Source organism: Siminovitchia thermophila (assembly GCF_016909185.1).
GTDB lineage: Bacteria > Bacillota > Bacilli > Bacillales > Bacillaceae_C > Siminovitchia > Siminovitchia thermophila.
The window spans coordinates 65,599-85,775 of the sequence record NZ_JAFBFH010000009.1 but is presented as its reverse complement, the minus strand read 5'-3'; the positions used below and the strand labels follow the sequence as shown (position 1 = coordinate 85,775).

Sequence of the window (20,177 nt, the reverse complement as noted above, 5' to 3'; positions counted from 1 at the left end):
AGCACGGAGAGAATCAGGTAGTGCTCGAAAACATTGGTTAAAGCAATAAAATTTGGGAATGTTCATTCGTGATTTATATTGCAGAGGAGAAACGATGGGAAGTATATGGGAATATGTCATTATTTTCTTATTGGCAGCTGTACCATGGATTGAAGTGGCTGCCGTCATACCGCTTGGCATCATCCGGGGTTTGTCGTCGACTTATGTTGTGATTGTGGCTTTTCTTGGTAATTTGTCGACAATCATCTTACTCGTATATTTATTTGATAAAATCAAGGATTTTTGGGTGAGAAAAAAAGGGGAGCAAAAAACATCCGGAAAGCGGCTGGTGAGAGCGAAGCGAATTTGGAATAAATATGGTTTGCCGGGCCTTAGTTTGCTTGGACCGATTTTCATTGGTATTCACATTGCGGCTTTCATTGGTCTAACCCTTGGAGCAACGAGAAATTGGACACTGCTGTGGATGACAAGCAGCTTGGCGTTATGGTCTATTGTTTTTGGTGTAGCCGCGCACTACGGCTTGTTAACATTCAAGATGCTTTTTTAAAGCAAAAAAGCGGCTTTTATGCCGCTTTTACTGTTTCAAGCCTTGTTCTAATGTTTCAAGCCTTGTTCTAATGTTTCGAGCATATTGCTTTTCTCTTGTTCATCAGCATGTTGCCAAATGACTTCAAAAAGAACTCCTAGCCCTGGAAGCAATTTTTCTTCTCCGCGCTGAATGGCATCAACGATCGTATCCCGCAATTGCGCCTGGTCATTATCTGATACGTTATGGATTACGGCTTTTCGAATATTTATATCCATCCTTTAGACTCCTTTTCAAATCTTTTTATTAGCTTTTCGCAAACGGTCAGAATTATGTACAATGATAAAGCGAAACTTTAATCAGAAGGGGGAAGGCGCTCGCGATGCGGCGTTATGAGTCTGCAACCCTTAAGCACCCATAACTCCTGTTAAGAGCTATCCTTATCTTAAAGCTCGCGCTTTTTTCAAGCCCTGACGATGCGTCAATTTCCGCTTTGCCGCTTCGCTTGCACTCGTATATTTTGCCTATCACCACTCCTTTGTTTGTGGTTGCCATCATTGAAAAAATGCCATGCCTGGTGCGTTGTTGTCGACCCGAAACAATCGGACTTTGAGTGGCGGTTGTCCCGAATAATCCCTTCGATACCCTTTAGATTATGTGGGGCTGACTATCCGTTATTGCGGGATATAACCAGAAAGGAAATACTTTGTCATGGACGTATTACAATCTGTAAAAAATCCGCGTGTCAAAGCGTGGAAAAAACTGAATACAAAAAAAGGGCGCGACCAAACCGGGACCTATTTGATCGAAGGAGCTCATCTTATAGAAGAAGCGCTAAAAACAGATGAGCTTATCGAGCTGATGATTGAACACAATCAGCCGATCCCGGAATATGTCAAAGAAGCCGATATTCCCATTACGTTCATTTCCCCGGAAATCTGCCATGTGATATCAGGGACGGAAACTCCGCAAGGTATGTTCGCTCTTTGTAAAAAAAAGTTGGTGAAGCCTGATCCAACTGTCAACAAACGTTTTTTGCTGCTGGATGGCGTGCAAGACCCGGGAAATATCGGAACCATGATCAGGACGGCGGATGCGGCGGGTGTTGAGGCTGTTATTTTTGGCGAAGGTACGGGGGATTTATATAATCCGAAAGTGATTCGTTCAGCCCAAGGCAGCCATTTTCACCTCCAAATTGCCTCGGGCAATGTACTGGAATGGATTCCGCCATTAAAAGCCCAAGGCATCCCTGTTTACGGTACAGCACTCCGCAACGCGGTCACTTACAAAGAGATACGCCCAGCGGAATCATTTGCATTGATCGTTGGCAATGAAGGTGCCGGTGTTTCGGAACGAATCCTTGACATAACCGATCAAAACATTTATATACCAATTTATGGAAAAAGCGAATCCTTGAACGTGGCAGTCGCTGCCGGTATCCTTATGTATCATTTAAGAACATGATTTGAATTTTTCAAAATGAACGGCTATAATGTGAATATCTATATGGAAAAACGATGACGGAGAAAAGTAACCGGAGGAAACTTACAGGGAGAAAGTGCCTTGACTGCAAGCATTTTCAGTGACAATCCAGGTGAAGTTCATCTCTCGAGTTGGCATCGGGACCGCTGTCTGGCAAACAACAGCGTAAAGATGACCCGGCACGGCCGTTATGACAATGAAGTGAACATGATAACATGTTTATAAGGGTGGTACCGCGACCATAGCCTCGTCCCTTGCTTGGGGGCGGGCTTTTTTTATTTGCAATAAAAGAAGGAGGAATTCATAAATGGAGGAAAAGTTAAAGAGCTTGGAGACGAAGGCGCTTGTGGAAATTAAAGATGCCGCTGATTTAAAAGAGTTAAATCAAGTTCGTGTTGCGTATCTGGGGAAAAAGGGGCCCATTACGGAAGTGTTACGGGGCATGGGCAAATTATCAGCGGAAGAGCGCCCAAAAATGGGGGCACTCGCCAATATGGTGAGAGAGACGATTGCCAAAGCGATTGAAAACAAACATGAGGAATTGGAACAAGAAGCTGTTCGCAAGAAGCTTGAATCGGAAACAATCGACATTACGCTTCCCGGCAGGCCGGTTAAAATGGGGAGCCGTCATCCGCTTACGAAAATTATCGAAGAGGTGGAAGACTTATTTATCGGCATGGGATATAAAGTAGCGGAAGGTCCCGAAGTGGAATTGGACTATTACAATTTTGAAGCAATGAATTTTCCAAAAGGACATCCAGCGCGTGATATGCAGGATTCCTTTTACATCTCAGAGGAAATCATGCTCCGCACTCACACATCGCCGGTACAGACCCGAACAATGGAGAAACACAAAGGAAAAGGGCCGGTCAAAATCATCTGTCCCGGAAAAGTATACCGTCGTGACGATGATGATGCGACACACTCCCATCAATTTATGCAAATCGAAGGGCTTGTCGTTGATGAAAATATCACGATGGGCGACTTAAAAGGAACGCTTGAAGTGTTTGCGAAAAAAATGTTCGGGGAAGATCGGGAAATTCGCTTGCGTCCAAGCTTTTTCCCGTTCACGGAACCATCCGTCGAGATGGATATTTCCTGTAAAATTTGCCAGGGCGACGGTTGCCGCGTTTGTAAACAAACGGGTTGGATAGAAATTTTGGGGGCGGGCATGGTTCATCCGAACGTGCTGGAAATGGCCGGTTTTGATTCGAAAAAATATACAGGATTCGCGTTTGGAATGGGGCCTGACCGAATCGCCATACTGAAATATGGAATTGATGACATTCGCCATTTCTATACAAATGATATTCGTTTTCTTAAACAATTCGCTGTCCAAGAATAGATCGGGAGGGTAAACACATGTTAGTTTCTTATAAATGGCTGCAAGAATACGTTGACTTGGGAAATATAACAGCCGCCGAACTGGCGGAAAAAATAACGAGAAGCGGAATTGAAGTAGACGGGGTAGAACAGCTCAGCAAAGGATTGAAAGGAATTGTCGTAGGGGAAGTCCTTGAATGCGAACAGCATCCCCAAGCGGATAAACTCAAAAAATGTCTCGTGGATATTGGAGAAGGCGAGCCTGTCCAAATCATCTGCGGCGCACCAAATGTCGCAAAAGGACAGAAGGTCATCGTTGCAAAAGTTGGGGCTGTTCTGCCAGGCAATTTTAAAATTAAAAAAGCGAAGCTCCGTGGAGAAGAGTCAAACGGCATGATTTGCTCCCTTCAGGAGCTTGGGATCGAAGGAAAGCTCGTTCCCAAAGAGTTCGCAGACGGTATTTACGCTTTCAAGGATGACGTCGAAGCCGGCACCGACGCGATACCACTGCTCAATTTGGATGATGAAGTACTTGAGCTTGATTTAACGCCAAACCGGGCAGATGCCCTCAGTATGCTGGGTATGGCATACGAAGCAGCGGCCATCCTTGACCAAGATGTCAACCTGCCGGATATTGAAATCGACGAAACAGACGAGAAAGCGGAAAGTATGATTTCCGTCAAAGTAGAAGCACCCGAGGATAATCCGTTGTATACAGCCAAAATCATTAAAAATGTGAAGATCGGACCGTCGCCGCTTTGGATGCAAATGCGTCTTATGGCAGCCGGTATCCGGCCACATAACAATGTTGTTGACATTACAAACTATATTTTACTTGAATATGGCCAGCCGCTGCACGCCTTTGATTATGACCTGTTCGGCTCCAAAGAAGTCGTTGTTCGTCGTGCCCGCGAAGGGGAGAAAATCGTTACATTGGATGACATTGAGCGGACATTGACTTCCGAACAGCTTGTCATCACAAACGGAAAAGTCCCAGTAGCACTTGCGGGTGTTATGGGGGGCGCCGACTCGGAAGTAAACGACGATACGACAACGATTTTACTAGAATCGGCTTATTTTTCAGGACAATCCATTCGCGATACCTCAAAGTATCACGGCCTTCGAAGTGAAGCAAGCCAGCGCTATGAAAAAGGTGTTGACCCGGAACGGGTGCGCCCCGCGGCCGAGCGGGCGGCGCAATTAATGGCCAAATATGCAGGCGGAGATGTGTTGACAGGGCTTGTCGAAGCGAATCATTTATCGATTGAGCCGGCGGTTGTGTCCATTACTTTAGAAAAAATCAATCGTGTACTTGGTACGGAAATTAGTATGGATGAAGTGAAGAAGATTTTTGAGCGTTTAAAATTCGGGGTTCAAATCGAAGGCAGCCTTATTACAGTCACAGTCCCAACACGACGCGGCGACATTTCGATTGAAGAAGATTTAATTGAAGAAGTGGCCCGGTTGTATGGCTATGATCGTTTGCCAAAAACATTGCCAAAAGGAGAGGCAACTCCCGGTGGGTTGACTAAAGCACAAAGAAACCGGAGAATGACAAGAGACTTCCTTGAAGGGGCAGGATTATTCCAAGCGATTACGTACTCGCTGACAAGTGAAGCCAAATCAGTGATGTTCTCTCTTGAACATAGGGAGCCGGTGAAGCTCTCTATGCCGATGAGTGAGGAGCGAAGCCGACTGCGATTAAGCCTGATTCCCCAATTACTGGAATCCTTGTCGTACAATATTGCCCGGAAAAATGAATCAGTTGCTCTTTACGAAATCGGCTCCGTTTTCTTAAACGAAGGAGAAGGGCGCCAACCAGAAGAAAGGGAACATATCGCTGGGGCCATGACAGGAATGTGGGTTGACCATCCATGGCAAGGGGAAGAAAAAATGGTTGACTTTTTCGTGGCAAAAGGGATTTTAGAAGGGTTATTCAAAAAGCTCGGCGTGGATCCCCACATCGAATGGAAGCCTGCACAAATTGAAGGCATGCATCCCGGTCGTACGGCGCAAATCTATTTAGCCGGCGAAGAAATTGGATTTGTCGGCCAGCTGCATCCACACTTGCAAAAAGAGTTCGATTTAAAAAATACGATTTTGTTCGAATTGATGGCTGAACCGCTGTTTCATTATGAGCATCCGGAATTACGATACAAGCCGATTCCTCGCTTTCCGGCGATTTCAAGGGACATCGCGCTTGTGGTTGACAAGGCCGTAGATGCCGGTACATTGGCATCTATTATCAAGGATGCGGGCGGGAAATGGCTCAAGGATATATATGTGTTTGATCTTTATGAAGGAGAGCATATGCCGGACGGCAAAAAGTCGATCGCATTCTCACTGACTTTTGCTGCTCCTGACAAAACGCTCACAGACGAAGAAGTGGCGGCAGCCCATTCTAAAGTAGTGGAGGCTGTCCAGAAAAAAGCGGGAGCGGAATTAAGAAGCTAATCACACATTCCGGGGCATAATCGCCCCGGAATTTTCTTTCGGGAAGCATTCCATCTAAAACACTCGCCTTGCACTTGGCAAAATTCAAATCGCCGGCGTTAAAAGTCAATCTATGGAATTCATATGGGAGAGCCTTCGATATAAAGTGGTTTAAAAGAGCCGGCACGCACTCCAATTTATCCCAGATTTTCATTAAAAACCCGATTATATCTATTGTTCACGGATTTGTCATCTAAAGGTTTCGGCACCGGAAAATACATGATAAGATAATAATAAAATGTGCTGCAGGCAAGTCGAGTAATGCGGGAGAGGAGGGACCAATTACTTGAACACGAATATTCTTTCAGGCTATTCCTGGTTAGAATTGTGGAGCCCCGTTACTTTTGTTGCTGTAGTTCTATTGTCATTTTTATATTATAAAAAGGTGGCCGGCTCTTCCCGGTATGTCGTGACCAAAAGGCAAGTCACATACTTTTTTATCGCCGCTTTTATCTTTTATATTGTAAAAGGCAGCCCGGTAAAAGTGATTGCCGACACATTTTTGTTTAGTGCCCACGTCTTTGAAATTATGGCGCTTCTATTTATTGTGTTGCCGCTTCTCATTTTAAGCATGCCGGCAGAGTGGGCTAGAAAGTATTTCTGGAATCATCGTTTAAAATTTGCGATTAAGTTGTTCGGTCATCCTTGGATGGCGGCGCTTTTATTTAACGGTGCCTTGACCGTTTATTTTGTTCCGAGGTTTTTCAACATCGTCCACGAAAGTTTGCTTCTTTCCATTATAAGTCAATTATTTTTAATGTTTATGGGTTTTTTAATGTGGTGGACGATTATTATGCCGCTTCCGGAAATAAGCAAGTTTTCTTACTTCACAAGAGTGGCGTATATCTTTTTAAACGCGGTTTTGCTCATGCCGATCGGAATTTATTTATTGATCATCATCCATCAGGTGCATTACCCGATTTATGAAGCGACCGCCACCCAGTTTATTCCATCGATAACGGCTGTGTATGACCAGCAGCTTGGCGGGGGACTGCTTAAAGCGATCCAACTCGCGAGTTATGGAATTGCTTTATTTTACCTCGTTAAAAATTGGAGCAGAAAAGAGGACGAACAAGAAGGACAAGTAGATGATGAAAATATTCGTGTTGTTCAAGGAGTCGTCATACACTTGCCTAAAAAATAAAAAGCTGTTTAACGGGCACATCAACCCGGAAACAGCTTTTTATATAAAGTATATATCTGAATTTTCCGTTATGAAAATTCGTTTATCTTAAACTGAAAACGGCGTTCATGTTCCGAAGGTTTTGAATAGGTTCGTTCAATCAACTGCACCTCCCCCTTCTTACTGACTGTAAGGACTGTCGAGCAGCGGGTTCCATAATGGGGACTGCGGATAAAGATAGATGAAAGCGTTTTTTCTAAATCCAACGGAACTCCGGTTTTAGGGAGTTCGTCCTCCAGTGCAGGTTCATCGTCACGGAGTATTTCAAACAATTTTTCATGATCTATTGTTTTCTCAGCTATTAATTTGAGCATAGATGCCTTCCCTTTTTCCACTTTAGGCCAAGGGGAATTCAACAAGTGGTTGCTCAGGCCGTAAACTCCTGGGCGCAGTGCTTTTGCTTTGTTTTCGATATTGGAATAGTACATCAGTGAGCTTTGATTTCCAACGAGCAGATTGAACCCGCGAAAGTTTTTCTTCTTGCTTTGGAGACCATCCAAGAAATGTTCCGGTTCTTCCGATCCCGATAAAAAATCTCGGACGATGTGTCCCCTGGACTGTTTGTTTGCCTGTTCTTCGTTTGGATCTCGATAATTTGTCAAAGCCGCAAATCGGCCGCTTAATGTTACGCCCATCCATGTACCCATTTGTTCCAAATCTCTTCCCGCAAGAATGTTGGGATCGTCTTTCCAAAAGTGGGCCGGAGCCGCTTTCCTGCTGTAAAATTCATCACGGTTTGCGGCGACAATCAGGTTGAAATCAGGGTGGGATTTGTAGGCGGCAAATATAATGCACATACATAATCTCCTTCGGTCGGCATTTTTCTTTTTCTGTATTTTAACATGAATCAGATTGATCAGCAGCAAGATCCCCACTTCGCCATCTGGGTAAAACAATAATGGGAAGAGGAGAGCAACAGCCAGTAACTGCCGATTGCCTTAACTAACAATAGCTGAAGCCTCCAGCCAGCAATCGCAATTGGCCAACGAACGATTAGCTGAAGTCCCCACAGTAACTTACGATTGGCTCAACTAACAGTCAGCGGCGTAAAAGCTCGCCGCAGCTAGAAGTTTCACCTTATCCGGCGTTAACTTGCAGTAAGACTTCTATTTAAACTGATTTGTAAAATAGCAAGGTTTTTCATTGAAATCAACTGCCAGTAATCGCCCGATTGGCTCAACTCACAGTCAGCGGCGTAAAAGCTCGCCGCGGCTAGAAGTTTCACTTTATCCATGGAGGGATCGGTTATGAAAAAGGTATGGTATGTATTGATGATATTGTTTGTTGTAGCCGCTTGCTCTAAAAAAGAGCAGGAGCAGAACGAAAGCGCCGAACGAAAAGAAGAAGCGCCGGCTTCCGGAAGGGTTGCTCCTGAAGTTATTGCCGATCATCTATCCGTACCGTGGTCGATTACAAAGAAAGGGAGCCAGTTTTATATAAGTGAAAGGAATGGCGCGATTGTTTCCGTAGATCCAGAAAGCGGGGAATATAGCCGGTTGCCTGTCATGACCACAAAGGATATATTTACCGGGGGAGAGGCGGGTTTCCTTGGACTGGAGCTTATCCCGAATACGGATTTGGAAGCATTCGCCTACCATACTTATGAAGAAAATGGAGACATTTTCAACAGGCTTATAAGGTTGAAAAAAGAGGCGGACGGTTGGATGGAAACGGATAGCATACTGGAGGGAATACCGGGGGCTCACATTCATGATGGCGGCAGGATAAAGATCGGGCCGGACGGAAAAGTGTTTATAACAACAGGAGACGCCTCCGCACCTGATTTAGCCCAAGATGTAAACAGCTTGGCCGGAAAAATATTAAGGGTTGAAATGGATGGAACGATCCCTTCTGATAATCCATTTCCAAACTCTCCCGTTTATTCGTATGGCCACCGCAACCCGCAAGGCATCACCTGGGATGATAATGGAAATATGTATGCTTCAGAGCATGGATCAAGCGCACATGATGAATTAAATCAAATCGAACCCGGAAAAAACTATGGCTGGCCTGTCATCCAGGGGGATGAGCAGCAAGCAGGAATGGAAACCCCGATGTTTCACACAGGCGAAAAGACGTGGGCGCCTGGAGGCATCGCCTATGCCAATGGCAGGCTTTACATTGCGGGGCTCCGGGGCCAGGCAGTCTTTCAATATGATTTATCAACCGGAAATGCCGATATTTTTCAAACGGGACAAGGGCGGACTAGAGATATATTCATAGAGAAAAATGATTTGTTTTTTATAACAAACAATACGGATGGCAGGGGAACACCTGCCGCAAATGATGATAAGCTTTTACACCTTGAATTGAACGGGGCGCCTGATTAATCGGCGCCCCTTTTCGCACTATGAAATCCCCGCTATTTTCTTCGCTTTTTCAGTATTGGCAAAATGCACTTTGGCAAATTCGGACAAAGCGCCCAAACCTTTATTCCTTATCAGCCTGGCGGCCGCAACATCCACGATGGAGCCGGCCCCTTTCGGAAGGGAAAAACCGGCTTTTTTGCTTAATTGCTCCATTGCTTGCAAAAAGGAGTACCTCGCCAAAATGGAAGCGGCGGCAACAGCAAGGTGGATACTTTCTGCTTTTGTACTGAAGTAGACATTTTCTTTTAAAATTGTTTCTTGCCCCTTTAAATGGCGGAAATATATTTGGGCTTCCGCAAACTGGTCAACCAAGATCGCTTCCGGCTTTTCCGGTGCTATTTTTTCCAAAACATGCAAGAGAGCCCGGTTGTGCAGGATGGCCGTCATTTTTCCTTGCGTCATTCCAGACGCCTGCGCCTCGTTGTATTTTTTGTTATTGAGCTTTAACGAGCTGTAGGGAATAAACGTGAGAAGATCTTTGGCGATGTCCGTAATTTGCTTGTCTGATAAGTGCTTGGAGTCTTTTACACCAAGTTCCTTTAAAAGAGGAATATGCTCTTTTTTTACATAGGCTGCCACGACAGCGAGCGGGCCGAAATAATCTCCTTTACCGACTTCATCCGATCCGATGACCGAAAGGTTGGTAATGTTTTCCGGAAGCGGAGTCCCGGAAGCTTTTCTCGGCTTTGTAGCCGTTGGCAGATCGTGTAGGTTCGCCCACTTTCCAGCTTCCCCTTCACGTCCAACACCTTGAAACATTACTTTTCCCGAACGGTAGGCCGTGATCGTGCATCCGCCTTTTTTTGCAGAAAAAACACTGCCTGGAGGAGAAGTGTCTTTTAAAAATGGACGGTAGTATTCTTTCATTTTATCTATTTCTGCTCGCTTTGCTTGAATAACAATATTTGCCATATCCATTGCTCCCTTACATGAAAGATCAGGAATAAACAAATTTAGACATCTATTCCCATCTATTTTTATTCGTGATATGATAAGAAAGTGGGATTTCTTTAGGAAATGGAGGCATCCGATTTGTCGGGAAATCAAAAAATCCGCACTCCTGTTACAATCTATGGCCAACATTATATCATTACGGGGACGGAAACGTCAGCACATGTAAAAAAAGTGGCCCGATTGGTGGATGAGAAGATGTATGAGATTCGCTCGGCGAATCCAAATCTCGATACAAGCAAACTAGCTGTACTAACGGCTGTCAATGCCGTTCATGATTATATTAAACTGCACGAGCGCTTCGAACATTTGGAAAAAGAGCTTGAACGCTTAAAGGAATGAGCTTTTCATGTTGAGTTTAGTATTATTGATTCTATTGGCCACCGGTTTTTTCGTTGGGTTGCGAAGAGGATTTATCTTGCAGCTTATTCACATGGTTGGCTTTATCATATCTTTTATCGTCGCATACATTTATTATGATGATTTGGCACCAAAATTGAAACTTTGGGTTCCTTACCCTGATTTTGATCATGGACAAACTATGAAAATACTATTGGATGGAGCGGGCGCTGATGAAGCATTTTATCGGGCCATTGCTTTTGTCATCCTTTTTATTGCTGTTCGTATTATCCTTGGGATCATTGGTTCGGCATTGGATTTTGTCGCCAGCTTTCCAATTTTAAAGACACTGAATGTCTGGGCTGGGGGCATACTGGGCTTTTTGGAAATCTATATTTTGCTGTTCATCCTTTTATATATTGGGGCCCTATTGCCGATTTCCAATATCCAGGATGCTCTCGATCAATCCATCCTCGCCAAATGGATCATCCATTACACCCCTTTCCTTTCCGGCGAGGTCAAGAATATGTGGTTTAACTACATTAAAAGCTAAGCTTCTCTTTGCGCAAAGAGAGGTTTTTCTTTTGTCTTGCTAATTTGCTACAATGATAGGCAGGAGAATGAGAACGGTTGGTGACATAAATATGGGAATCAACAAAAAAGATGTGATTCGTTTATTGGAAAAGATTGCAATATACATGGAGTTAAAAGGGGAAAATCCTTTTAAAACAGCTGCTTTTAGAAAAGCGGCTGCCTCGCTGGAAGCAGATGACCGGAGCCTTTCCGAGATAACAAATTTCACCGAAATTCCGGCGATTGGGAAAGGAACGGCCGCTGTTATCGAGGAATTTGTGGAAGATGGTGTTTCTTCCGTTCTTGAGCAACTTCAGGAAGAAGTTCCAAAAGGCTTGATTCCGCTGCTGCAAATTCCGGGGCTTGGCGGTAAAACGATCGCAAGGCTCTATAAGGAATTAAATGTCACAGACGTGGAGTCTTTACGAGAAGTATGCGCTGCCGGAAAGCTCAGGAAGCTGAAAGGCTTTGGGAAAAAAACAGAAGAAAACATTAAAAACGCTCTTGAACAAATGGGCAGACAGCCTGACCGCTTCCCGATTGCTTATATGCTTCCATTTACTGAGCAAATAGAGTCCTATTTAAAAGAAGTCAAAGAAATCAAGCAATTTTCCCGGGCCGGCAGTTTACGGCGCTTATCGGAAACAATCAAGGATTTGGACTTTGTCATAGCGACAGAGCATCCCAAGGCTGTAAAAGAACAATTGCTGAAATTGGATGGAGAAGCCGCTGTGAGCGGAGATACGAAAGTAACCTTGCACCTGCAAGCCGATTATACAATCTCTGTTGACTTCCGGATCGTTAAACCGAGCGAATTTGCCACGGCCCTACACCATTTTACAGGATCTGCCGAACATAATGTCCGGATGCGCCAAATTGCCAAAGAACGGGGCGAAAAAATTAGCGAGTACGGAGTGGAAAACACTGAAACGGGCAAAGTGGAGACGTTTCAGACAGAAAAAGACTTTTTCAAACATTTTCAGTTACCTTGGATTCCTCCTGAAATCAGGATGAATGGAAAAGAAATTGAACATTTTTCAGAAGCAAAACAGTTGATCGAATTAGCCGATATAAAAGGTGATCTTCATATGCATACGACTTGGTCGGATGGCGCCTATTCCCTTGAAGAAATGATCGAAGCATGCAGAAAAAAAGGGTATGAATATATGGCCATTACGGACCATTCCGAATTTTTGCGGGTTGCAGGCGGCCTTACGCCCGACCGGGTGAGAAAGCAAAATGAAGAAATCAAAGCCTTAAATGAAAAATATGACGATATTTTCATTTTATCTGGAATCGAGATGGATATATTGCCGGATGGAAGACTGGACTTTGAAGATGAGCTCCTTTCAGAGCTTGATATTGTCATTGCCTCTATCCATTCCAGTTTTTTTCAGCCCAAGTCCCAAATAATGAAACGCTTAACAAATGCCTTGCAAAACCCGCATGTCGATATCATTGCCCATCCGACAGGGCGCTTGATTGGAAGGCGTGACGGTTATGAGGTAGACATGGACATGCTGATCGAATTGGCCAAAGAAACGGATACGGTGCTTGAATTGAATGCCAATCCGGCAAGGCTTGATTTGGCGTACAGTCATCTCCAAAAAGCCCAGGAAGCCGGAGTGAAGATCGTCATCAACACGGATGCGCACAACATCAGTCATTTGGAATATATGGATGTCGGCGTATCATATGCGAAAAAAGGCTGGATCCGTCCGGGATCTGTTATAAACACATGGAAAAAAGACGAGCTGCTTGCCTTCTTAAAACGCGGCGATTAATAATGGGAGAGTGATGTTTTACCCCATGAACGAAAAGATATTAAAAACATTAGAATTTGATAAAATTCTTTCCCGAATGGAACCATTTGCTTCTTCAACGCTCGGGGCAGAACAAATCAGAACACTTAAACCTTCCACCTCATTTGAAGAAGTTTCCATGCTTTTGCAGGAAACTGATGAGGCTTCCACTGTTTTGCGACTTAGGGGCCATGCGCCATTAAGCGGTATCCATGATATCAGACCGCATCTTAAACGGGTGGCAATCGGAGGAGTTTTGAACTCGGCGGAACTTGTTCAAATAGCTGATATGATACGGGCAGGGCGGACGATAAAACGCTTTATTGAATCTTTGCTTGAAAATGAAGTGGAGATCCCCATACTGGAAGAAAAAGTGAATGACATCGTCACCATGAGTGAGCTTGAAAAAGAAATCCGAAATGCGATAGACGACGGGGGCGCCGTGCTCGATTCAGCAAGTGATGCGCTCAGAAATATCCGGCAGCAAATGCGGAGAAATGAAAGAAAAATCAAGGAAAAGCTCGATAGTTTCGTCCGCAGCCGAAATGCACAAAAAATGCTTTCAGACGCGATTATTACGATCAGAAATGAGCGGTACGTCATCCCGGTGAAGCAGGAATACCGTGCAAATTATCCTGGAATCGTCCATGATCAATCTTCTTCCGGACAAACCCTTTTTATCGAACCGCAGGCTGTCGTTGACTTAAACAATGAACTTCGCGAACTCGCATTAAGGGAAGACAGGGAAATTGAACGGATTTTGATGGAGATTTCAGCAAATGTGTCAGAGTTTGCCGATGATCTGCAACTTTTGGTGGATATCATGGAATCACTGGACTTTATTTTTGCAAAAGCACGATTTGCGAAAGACATACAAGCTACTCGCCCAAACATTAACAAAAAGGGCGTTATCCATCTATACCGTGCGAGACATCCGCTGATTCCCGCAGATGAAGTGGTTCCGAACGATATATCTCTTGGCCAGGAATATTCAACCATTGTCATTACTGGCCCAAACACCGGAGGAAAAACGATCACGTTGAAAACGGCCGGACTTTTAACGGTAATGGCGCAGGCCGGATTATTTCTTCCTGTATCAGAAGGCTCCGAAACAGCCGTTTTCCAACAGATTTATGCTGATATTGGAGACGAGCAGTCCATTGAGCAAAGCTTAAGTACTTTCTCTTCTCACATGGTCAATATCGTTGACATTTTGAAAAAAGCAGACGAAGAAAGTCTCGTTCTTTTTGATGAATTGGGTGCCGGTACGGATCCACAAGAAGGTTCCGCTCTTGCCATTTCGATCCTGGATGACGTTTATAAGCGCGGAGCGCGCGTTATTGCAACGACCCATTATCCGGAGCTAAAAGCTTATGCTTATAACCGGGAAGGGGTTGTGAATGCCAGCGTCGAGTTCGATGTTGAAACGCTGCGTCCGACATACAAACTGTTAATCGGTGTTCCCGGCAGAAGCAACGCCTTTGAAATATCGAAGAGGCTGGGGCTTTCGGATCGGATCATTGATTATGCAAAATCATTGATTAACGCCGAGAGCAACGAAGTGGAAAATATGATTGCTTCACTGGAAAAAAGCAGACACGAAGCAGAAAGAAAATATGAAGAAGCAATGGCTCATTTAAAGCAGGCGGAAAAGCTGCATAAGGATCTTGTACAGCAGATGTCCGAATTTCAGTCAAGAAAACAAGAGTTGTATGAAAAAGCGGAGCAAAAAGCTTCTGAAGTCATTGAGAAAGCAAAAGCTGAAGCGGAAGAAATCATAAAGGAACTCCGCCAAATGAGGCTGGCGAGTGGAGCAGGGGCTAAGGAACATGAGCTTATTGAGGCAAGAAGAAGGTTGGAAACGGCTGTTCCGCAAATGGGTGATGGGCAGGAAACAGTGAAGTCCAACCTAAAAGCACGCTCATTTAAGCCTGGTGATGAAGTAAAAATCGCCACCTTGAACCAGAAAGGCATATTGCTTGAAAAAACCGGTCAACACGAGTGGCAAGTTCAGGCAGGCATCATGAAAATAAAAGTGGCGGAAAAAGACATGGAATTCATTCAATCCGAGCCAAAGAAAGAGCCGAAGCCGCTCGCTTCCATTAAAGGAAAGGACTACCATGTCGGAGTAGAACTGGATATTCGCGGGGAGAGATATGAAGATGCCCTTCGGAAGGTCGAGAAATATTTGGATGACGCACTTTTAGCCAATTATCCCCGTGTATCGATCATCCATGGGAAAGGGACCGGGGCTCTTCGTACAGGAGTTTCCGAATTATTGAAACGTCATCGCGCTGTGAAACGTATTAGATTGGGAGAAGCGGGAGAAGGCGGTAGCGGTGTGACCATTGTTGAATTTAGATGAAGCCACACTCTTCCAAAACAAAAAAGGAGCGATGATCTTGGGCTCGTTTTGGGAAAACAATTATGTCCAAACGGCAGGTTACTATAGTGTTACGGTTCTTTGTATCGTGGTCTTCCTATTTATATTTGAGGTTGTAACGAAGTACAACAATTGGGAAGAGATCAAGAAAGGAAACGTGGCGGTGGCAATGGCTACCGGCGGGAAAATTTTTGGGATCGCCAATATTTTCAGACATTCCATTTTGCATCATGATGGATTGTTCGTCATGCTTGGCTGGGGAATGTTTGGCTTTTTACTGTTGTTGACGGGATATTTTATATTTGAATTTTTAACGCCGAAGTTTAAAATTGACGAAGAAATTGAACAGGGCAACCCCGCTGTTGGCTTGATTTCAATGGTCATATCGATCGGATTGTCATTCGTCATTGGTGCCGGCATATATTAAGGAGGAAACGGTGGAAAAACTGGCAAAAGTACTATTTGTCGTGTGTGCAATTTTCGTATTGGTAGGAGTTATATATTTAGTCCGTATGTAAAACCGCTTTTTACCGAAGCGGTTTTTTGCGTTTCTTTTATTCTATAAATAATGTAATTCGTTGTATGTAAGATTTTATTGTAATATAATAAGCATAAGTTTAAATTTTCTGTTTATGAAAAGGGGGACTATACTTGTATGAAACCATGGTTAGAGCATTACCCTGACGAAATTCCGAAAACGCTCACATATGAAGAGAAGCCGGTCCAGCAATATTTAACGGAAGCTGCACAACGTTATCCGGATAAAACGGCCATTCATTTTATGGGCAAGGAAATGTCATATAAAGAAGTGTATGAAAGTTCTCTCAAAATGGCCAATTACTTGAAAAGCCTTGGTGTGAAAAAAGGCGACCGTGTCGCAATCATGCTTCCCAACTGTCCGCAAGCGTTTATCAGCTATTATGGCATTTTATACACCGGAGCCATCGTCGTACAGACGAATCCGTTGTACACCGAACGGGAATTGGAATACCAAATGAAAGACTCAGGGGCCATCGTAATCATCGCTCTCGACTTGCTTTATCCCAGAGTCGCCAAAGTCAAAAAGGAAACGAATTTACAACATATTATTGTAACCGCTATCAAGGATTATCTGCCTTTCCCGAAGAATTTTATTTATCCTTTTATTCAAAAGAGGCAGACCGGAATGGTTGTGAATGTCCAACATGAAGGCAGCCAGCACCTTTTTCCAAAAGTTATGGCCCAGTCAACAGCAGAACCGGTCACAACGGATCTTGATTTTGAAAACGATCTGGCACTCCTTCAATATACGGGGGGAACAACTGGAAAACCGAAGGGGGTTATGCTCACCCACAAAAACTTGATTGCCAATGCGACAGCATGTGACGCATGGCTGTACAAGATGAAAAAAGGAGAAGAAAGCATTCTTGGCATCCTGCCATTCTTTCACGTATATGGAATGACGACAGTGCTTATTTTAGGCGTCATGCAAGGGTACAAGATCATTCTTCTGCCAAAGTTTGATGTCGAAACAACGTTGAAAACAATCCATAAACAAAAGCCAACGCTTTTTCCAGGGGCACCAACGATGTATATCGGGCTTTTAAACCATCCGGATATTAAAAAATACGATCTCTCTTCCATTGAATCATGTATTAGCGGCTCTGCACCGCTTCCAGTAGAGGTACAAGAAAGATTTGAGAAAATCACTGGTGGAAAGCTTGTAGAGGGATACGGCCTGACAGAAACATCCCCTGTAACCCATGCCAACTTCTTGTGGGCAAAAGACAGGGTAAAAGGAAGTATCGGAGTGCCTTGGCCCGATACAGATGCAGTAATCCTATGTATGGAAACGGGCAGCCCGCTGCCGCCGGGGGAAGTGGGGGAAATTGCTGTTAAGGGTCCCCAAGTCATGAAAGGCTATTGGAACATGCCCGAGGAAACGGAAAAAACATTTAAAGACGGTTGGTTATTAACCGGCGATCTCGGGTATATGGATGAAAAAGGTTATTTTTACGTCGTTGACCGGAAAAAAGATATGATTATTGCCGGTGGATTTAACATTTACCCGCGTGAGATCGAAGAGATACTGTACGAACATCCAGCGATTCAAGAAGTGGTAGTTGCCGGTGTTCCCGACCCTTACAGAGGTGAAACGGTGAAAGCCTATATCGTTTTCAGGGAAGGAATGACGTCGACAGAAAAGGAACTTGATGAATATGCCAGAAAGCATCTCGCCGCATACAAAGTACCAAGAATATATGAATTCCGGGATGAATTGCCCAAAACAGCCGTAGGAAAGGTCTTGCGCCGAGTATTAGTAGAGGAAGAGCAAAAAAATCAGGCGCAAGATGAAAAGCTTGGATAGATCGGACGGACGAATTTTTTATCACATATAAGAAAACTTCACAGCGATTTTCCCTTGGTTTGTTGGACAATGAAAAAGGCGTATTGCTGGAGCCGGCGGGCTCTTTTCTTCTGCACGGTATTGCTTGACAGATGAAAAATGAACCTTTAGGATAGAATGATGAATGAACAATCATTCATTTTATGGTGCGGAAAGGTGAAACATGTGAAAAGAAACAGACCGAAATATAAACAAATTATTGAGGCGGCTGTGGTAGTAATAGCCGAAAATGGTTACCATCAGGCCCAAATTTCTAAAATTGCCCGCCAGGCCGGAGTCGCTGATGGCACAATCTATCTTTACTTTAAAAACAAAGAGGATGTTCTCATATCCGTCTTTAGAGAGAAAATGGGCATGTTTGTACAAAAAATAAATGAAGTAACAGCAGGAAAAAAAACGGCAGCAGAGAAATTATTAGTAATGATTCAAAACCACTTTCGGATTTTATCCGAAGACCAATACTTGGCCATCGTGACCCAGCTTGAATTGCGGCAATCCAATAAGGCGCTCCGCTTTAAAATTAACGAAGTGCTAAAAGAATATTTAGAAGTGATCGACCATATATTGGTTTTCGGAAAAGAAAACGGGGAGTTGGCCGCCGACTTGGATATCCGGCTTGCAAGGCAAATGATCTTTGGCACGATGGATGAAACAGCCACAACGTGGGTTTTGAATGAACATAAGTATGATTTGGTTGCGCTTGCCCCGAAAGTACATGAATTAATCCTGTATGGGTGTAAATTAAAAAGCAGTGTATAAAGAAGGAGGACTACATAATGGAGTTCATCACTGTCACTAAAGAGGGGAATGCAGCGATCCTAAAGATTGAACGTCCGCCCGCGAACGCATTGTCTCGGCAAGTGATGCAGGAGCTTGCGAGCGTGTTCGAAGACCTTGAACATGATTCGGAAATAAGGGCAATTCTTTTGCATGGCGAAGGCCGTTTCTTTTCTGCCGGTGCCGATATTAAAGAATTCACAGCGGTTGAAAGTGGGGAAGCCTTTACTAGTCTCGCCCAAAACGGACAGGAAGTCTTGGAAAAGATTGAGAACTTTTCAAAACCGGTTATCGCTGCAATACATGGCGCTGCGCTTGGGGGTGGTCTAGAGCTCGCCATGGCATGTCATATCAGACTTGTAAGTGAAAACGCTAAACTTGGGCTCCCGGAACTGCAATTGGGGCTGATCCCCGGCTTTGCGGGAACACAGCGGTTGCCGCGCTATGTGGGAACTGCAAAGGCGGCTGAAATGTTATTTACAAGTACTCCGCTCACGGGGGATGAAGCAGTTAAATGGGGACTGGCCAATCATGCTTATCCGGAAGAGCAATTGCTGGAAAAGGCAAAAGAAATGGTACATCTAATCGCGCAAAAGAGTCCACTCTCTTTAAAGGCGGCCATCGAGTTGCTTTACCATGGCGGACGGTTTGAAGAAGGGCTGAAACTGGAAGCCAAGAGATTTGGCGAACTTTTTGATTCAAACGATGGAAAGGAAGGCATCTCGGCGTTTATTGAGAAAAGGGAGCCCAAATTTATAGGAGAATAGCAACTTTTGATTTTCAAAGACTGGGAGGGTCATAGAATGAACATTTTTGTACTGATGAAAAGAACATTTGATACGGAAGAGAAAATTACGATTTCTAACGGCCAGATTGATGAAGAAGGGGCCGAGTTTATCATCAACCCATACGACGAATATGCGATTGAAGAAGCAATCCGTGTCCGTGACGACCACGGCGGGGAAGTAACAGTCGTAACGGTTGGGGATGAGGAAGCCGAAAAGCAATTGCGCACCGCCCTTGCCATGGGAGCGGACAAAGCAGCTTTGATCAACATCGAAGATGACCTGGATGAATATGATCAAACGACTGTCGCGCACATTTTGGGCGAATATTTAAAAGACAAGGATCCCGACTTGATACTTGCCGGTAATGTCGCTATTGATGGTGGTTCCGGACAAGTTGGCCCCCGTGTTGCCGACATACTCGATATACCATATGTGACAACGATTACGAAACTCGAAATTGAAGGTGAAAACGTCAAAATTGTCCGTGATGTAGAAGGTGATTCTGAAACCATAGAAGCTTCGCTTCCTTTGCTCGTAACAGCCCAACAAGGACTGAATGATCCGCGTTATCCATCTTTGCCTGGAATCATGAAAGCCAAGAAAAAGCCGCTGGAGGAACTGGAACTGGATGATTTGGATCTCGATGAAGATGACGTAGCAGCCAAGACCAAAACGGTTGAAATATTCCTACCGCCGCAAAAAGAAGCAGGCCGCATTTTGGAGGGGGATATTTCCGACCAGGTGAAAGAATTGGCTGGCTTGCTTACCAAAGTGATTTAACTGATTTCGGATTCTTATATAG

18 protein-coding genes and 1 other annotated feature are annotated in these 20,177 nt (G+C 44.3%); of the genes, 15 read left to right on the top strand and 3 right to left on the bottom strand.

From position 1 onward, the window contains the following. The first annotated feature begins 94 nt into the window (after positions 1 to 94). Positions 95 to 547 (top strand): small multi-drug export protein, encoded by a 453-nt coding sequence (locus JOC94_RS08260; protein ID WP_077110133.1) that lies wholly within the window; start codon positions 95 to 97, stop codon positions 545 to 547. A 47-nt stretch (positions 548 to 594) separates the two neighbouring features. Here the strand turns inward: JOC94_RS08260 and sspI are convergent, their stop codons facing one another. Further along, the gene (gene sspI, locus JOC94_RS08255; protein ID WP_077110134.1) at positions 595 to 804 is read right to left on the bottom strand and encodes a small acid-soluble spore protein SspI; all 210 of its coding nucleotides are present in this window, start codon (positions 802 to 804) and stop codon (positions 595 to 597) included. Between the two features lie 433 nt (positions 805 to 1,237). On the opposite strand from sspI, the gene JOC94_RS08250 reads away from it, so the two are divergent. From JOC94_RS08250 to JOC94_RS08235, 4 genes are all read left to right on the top strand, one after another. Beyond that, a complete protein-coding gene (locus JOC94_RS08250; protein WP_077110135.1) occupies positions 1,238 to 1,990 on the top strand; it encodes a TrmH family RNA methyltransferase in 753 nt (250 codons plus the stop codon). A 44-nt stretch (positions 1,991 to 2,034) separates the two neighbouring features. After that, positions 2,035 to 2,266 (top strand) — a binding site (T-box leader). 49 nt (positions 2,267 to 2,315) lie between these two features. Beyond that, the gene (gene pheS, locus JOC94_RS08245) at positions 2,316 to 3,353 is read left to right on the top strand and encodes a phenylalanine--tRNA ligase subunit alpha (RefSeq protein ID WP_077110136.1); all 1,038 of its coding nucleotides are present in this window, start codon (positions 2,316 to 2,318) and stop codon (positions 3,351 to 3,353) included. A gap of 17 nt (positions 3,354 to 3,370) precedes the next feature. Continuing rightward, positions 3,371 to 5,785, top strand: a complete 2,415-nt coding sequence (pheT, locus tag JOC94_RS08240) for a phenylalanine--tRNA ligase subunit beta (RefSeq protein ID WP_077110137.1) — start codon at positions 3,371 to 3,373, stop codon at positions 5,783 to 5,785. A gap of 325 nt (positions 5,786 to 6,110) precedes the next feature. Beyond that, the gene (locus tag JOC94_RS08235; protein ID WP_077110138.1) at positions 6,111 to 6,968 is read left to right on the top strand and encodes a cytochrome c oxidase assembly protein; all 858 of its coding nucleotides are present in this window, start codon (positions 6,111 to 6,113) and stop codon (positions 6,966 to 6,968) included. Positions 6,969 to 7,036: 68 nt separating this feature from the next. Here JOC94_RS08235 and JOC94_RS08230 read toward each other — a convergent pair whose 3' ends face one another. Beyond that, a complete protein-coding gene (locus JOC94_RS08230; RefSeq protein WP_077110139.1) occupies positions 7,037 to 7,804 on the bottom strand; it encodes an NRDE family protein in 768 nt (255 codons plus the stop codon). A 450-nt stretch (positions 7,805 to 8,254) separates the two neighbouring features. Between JOC94_RS08230 and JOC94_RS08225 the strand changes: the two genes are divergently transcribed. After that, positions 8,255 to 9,337, top strand: a complete 1,083-nt coding sequence (locus JOC94_RS08225) for a PQQ-dependent sugar dehydrogenase (RefSeq protein ID WP_077110140.1) — start codon at positions 8,255 to 8,257, stop codon at positions 9,335 to 9,337. 18 nt (positions 9,338 to 9,355) lie between these two features. Here the strand turns inward: JOC94_RS08225 and rnhC are convergent, their stop codons facing one another. Further along, positions 9,356 to 10,288 (bottom strand): ribonuclease HIII, encoded by a 933-nt coding sequence (rnhC, locus tag JOC94_RS08220; RefSeq protein ID WP_077110141.1) that lies wholly within the window; start codon positions 10,286 to 10,288, stop codon positions 9,356 to 9,358. 120 nt (positions 10,289 to 10,408) lie between these two features. On the opposite strand from rnhC, the gene zapA reads away from it, so the two are divergent. The 9 genes from zapA (at position 10,409) to JOC94_RS08175 (ending at position 20,155) form a co-directional block, all read left to right on the top strand. Then, on the top strand, positions 10,409 to 10,669 hold the full coding sequence (gene zapA, locus JOC94_RS08215) for a cell division protein ZapA (protein ID WP_077110142.1): 261 nt from the start codon (positions 10,409 to 10,411) through the stop codon (positions 10,667 to 10,669). Positions 10,670 to 10,676: 7 nt separating this feature from the next. Then, on the top strand, positions 10,677 to 11,219 hold the full coding sequence (locus JOC94_RS08210; protein WP_077110143.1) for a CvpA family protein: 543 nt from the start codon (positions 10,677 to 10,679) through the stop codon (positions 11,217 to 11,219). 91 nt (positions 11,220 to 11,310) lie between these two features. Beyond that, positions 11,311 to 13,023, top strand: coding sequence for a DNA polymerase/3'-5' exonuclease PolX (polX, locus tag JOC94_RS08205; RefSeq protein ID WP_077110227.1), 1,713 nt, complete (start codon positions 11,311 to 11,313; stop codon positions 13,021 to 13,023). A gap of 25 nt (positions 13,024 to 13,048) precedes the next feature. Continuing rightward, positions 13,049 to 15,406, top strand: coding sequence for an endonuclease MutS2 (locus JOC94_RS08200; protein ID WP_077110228.1), 2,358 nt, complete (start codon positions 13,049 to 13,051; stop codon positions 15,404 to 15,406). A 37-nt stretch (positions 15,407 to 15,443) separates the two neighbouring features. Then, a complete protein-coding gene (locus tag JOC94_RS08195) occupies positions 15,444 to 15,851 on the top strand; it encodes a DUF350 domain-containing protein (protein WP_139345567.1) in 408 nt (135 codons plus the stop codon). A gap of 228 nt (positions 15,852 to 16,079) precedes the next feature. Beyond that, positions 16,080 to 17,771 carry a long-chain-fatty-acid--CoA ligase gene (locus JOC94_RS08190; RefSeq protein WP_077110144.1) on the top strand — a complete coding sequence of 564 codons (1,692 nt, stop codon included), beginning with the start codon at positions 16,080 to 16,082 and terminating at the stop codon, positions 17,769 to 17,771. A 204-nt stretch (positions 17,772 to 17,975) separates the two neighbouring features. Further along, the gene (locus JOC94_RS08185) at positions 17,976 to 18,569 is read left to right on the top strand and encodes a TetR/AcrR family transcriptional regulator (protein WP_077110230.1); all 594 of its coding nucleotides are present in this window, start codon (positions 17,976 to 17,978) and stop codon (positions 18,567 to 18,569) included. 17 nt (positions 18,570 to 18,586) lie between these two features. Continuing rightward, positions 18,587 to 19,354 carry an enoyl-CoA hydratase gene (locus JOC94_RS08180; protein ID WP_077110145.1) on the top strand — a complete coding sequence of 256 codons (768 nt, stop codon included), beginning with the start codon at positions 18,587 to 18,589 and terminating at the stop codon, positions 19,352 to 19,354. A 36-nt stretch (positions 19,355 to 19,390) separates the two neighbouring features. Continuing rightward, positions 19,391 to 20,155 (top strand): electron transfer flavoprotein subunit beta/FixA family protein, encoded by a 765-nt coding sequence (locus JOC94_RS08175; RefSeq protein ID WP_077110146.1) that lies wholly within the window; start codon positions 19,391 to 19,393, stop codon positions 20,153 to 20,155. The last annotated feature ends 22 nt before the right edge of the window (positions 20,156 to 20,177 follow it).